2 protein-coding genes are annotated in these 2,189 nt (G+C 68.4%); one reads left to right on the top strand and one right to left on the bottom strand.

The window, feature by feature from the left end:
• Positions 1-35 precede the first annotated feature (35 nt).
• The gene (locus tag B3D39_RS05875) at positions 36-1,244 is read right to left on the bottom strand and encodes an RSP_2647 family RNA methyltransferase (protein ID WP_274963470.1); all 1,209 of its coding nucleotides are present in this window, start codon (positions 1,242-1,244) and stop codon (positions 36-38) included.
• A 240-nt stretch (positions 1,245-1,484) separates the two neighbouring features.
• On the opposite strand from B3D39_RS05875, the gene B3D39_RS05870 reads away from it, so the two are divergent.
• Positions 1,485-2,189: dihydroxy-acid dehydratase (locus B3D39_RS05870; protein ID WP_286789503.1), on the top strand; the 705-nt coding region annotated here is incomplete at its 3' end.

Genomic DNA, 2,189 nt, shown 5'->3' with positions numbered 1-2,189 from the left:
CGGGTAGAGCACGCAGGCATCGAGCACGACCCGCATCAGTCGAGCCGGAAGAACAGGGATTTCAGATAGCCCGATTCCGCTAGCTGCGGCAGCATCGGGTGATCGGGCCCGGCATAGCCGGTATGGATCAGCTGCGCCGACCGCCCTGCCTTGCCGATGCCGCGCGTGCAGGCTGCGCGGAATTGCGACAGATCGGCGGCATGCGAGCAGGAGCACAGCACCAGATAGCCGCCCGGCTCGACCAGTGGCGCGGCCATGCGCGCGATCCGCTCATAGGCGCGCAGCCCCGCCTGAAGCGCAGGCTTGGCAGGCGCGAAGGCGGGCGGATCGCAGACCACCAGGTCGAAGCGCTCGCCTTCCCGGCCCAAAGCATCGAGCGTGTCGAAGGCCTCGCCCTGCCGCGTGGCGAACCGGTCCGCCATGCCCATCGCGGCCGCACCCTTGGTCGCAAGATCCAGCGCCGGAGCCGAGGCATCGACCGACAGCGCCGAGGTCGCACCCCCGGCCAGCGCGGCCAGCGCGAAGCCGCCCACATGGGAGAACACGTCGAGGACCCGCGCACCCTCGGCCAGTCGTGCGGCAAAAGCGTGGTTCGGGCGCTGGTCATAGAACAGACCCGTCTTCTGCCCGCCCATCAGGTCGGCGAGGTAGATCGCACCGTTCATCGGCACCTCGACCGGCGCCTCGATGCCGCCGCGCAGGGTGAGCATGTCCTCGTCCAGCCCTTCAAGCGTGCGCGCCCGCCCTGCCGCGTTCTTGATGATCGTCGTGACGCCCGTCACCTCGGCCAGCGCGGCCTCGAGATCGGAGATCATGACCTCCGACCATGCCGCATTAGGCTGGATCACCGCCGCATCGCCGAAGCGGTCGATGATAACGCCGGGCAACCCATCCGCCTCGGCATGCACGAGCCGATAGAACGGCGCATCGAATAGCCGCGCACGCATCTCCAGTGCCCGAGTGAGCTTCGCGGCGATCCAGTCGCGGTCGATCACCGCCTCCGCGTCGCGGCTCATCACCCGGCCGATGATCTTCGAGTTCGGGTTAACCGTCACCGTCGCGAGCGGGCGGCGCTCGCCATCCTCCAGCGTCGCGATCGTGCCGGGCGCCAGCCCCTTGGTGCGCCGGTCGGTCACCAGCTCATCGGCATAGACCCAAGGAAAGCCATGGCGGATCGCGCGGGCCTCGGCCTTCGGGCGCAGCCGAACGGTCGGGCGGGTGGCGGTGTCTTCGGACTGGCTCATCGGATGCTCCTTGCGCGCGCTGTCTCAAGCGCCGCCTTCCTAGCGCCAAGCGACGGGGCGCGAAAGCCCTCGCGCTTGCCGCATCCCCGCTCTGCCCCAGATAATCGACAAAGGGAACGGGTTGCGGCGTTAGCGCTAACATGATAGCGAAGAGGCGACCGCGATCCGCGCCCGCTGCGCGAGCGGCCCGCAAGGGCTGCATGTTCCGCATCAGATGCATAGCAAGGAAAGGCCCCGCCGATGACCCTCGATGCCACAATCGCCCGTGTGACCGACCGAATCCGCGCCCGCTCCGAAGGCCCGCGCGGCGACTATCTTGCCCGGATGCAGGCGGCTGCCGATGCAGGCCCCGCACGCGCGCATCTCAGCTGCGGCAATCAGGCCCACGCCTATGCGGCCATGGGCGAGGACAAGGACACGTTGGCAGGCGATCGCGCCCCCAACGTGGGCATCGTGACGGCCTATAACGACATGCTCTCGGCGCACCAGCCGTTCGAGACCTTCCCGCAGACGATCAAAGCCGCGCTGCGCGAAGTCGGCGCCACGGCGCAGGTCGCGGGCGGCGTGCCCGCGATGTGCGACGGCGTCACGCAGGGCCAGCCGGGGATGGACTTGTCGCTCTTCTCGCGTGACGTGATCGCAATGGCGGCGGCGGTCTCGCTGAGCCACAACACCTTCGACGCGGCCCTCTACATGGGCGTCTGCGACAAGATCGTGCCCGGCCTGATCATGGCGGCGGCGACCTTCGGCCATATCCCGGCGATCTTCATCCCCGCGGGGCCGATGACCACCGGGCTGCCCAATGACGAGAAAGCCAAGGTGCGCCAGCAATTCGCAGCCGGCGAAGTCGGTCGCGATGCGCTCATGGCCGCCGAGATGGCCTCCTATCACGGCCCGGGCACCTGCACCTTCTACGGCACCGCCAACTCCAACCAGCTGATGATG

The sequence above is a fragment of the Thioclava sp. UBA3469 genome (assembly GCF_002378135.1).
Taxonomy (GTDB): Bacteria; Pseudomonadota; Alphaproteobacteria; order Rhodobacterales; family Rhodobacteraceae; genus Thioclava; species Thioclava sediminum.
The sequence above is the reverse complement of the archived record's forward strand: the minus strand, read 5'-3'. Positions and strand labels throughout refer to the sequence as shown.

Bases quoted from the DNA above. Each gene is read 5' to 3' on its own strand.
- B3D39_RS05875 (WP_274963470.1), bottom strand. From the start codon at position 1,244: ATGAGCCAGTCCGAAGACACCGCCACCCGCCCGACCGTTCGGCTGCGC.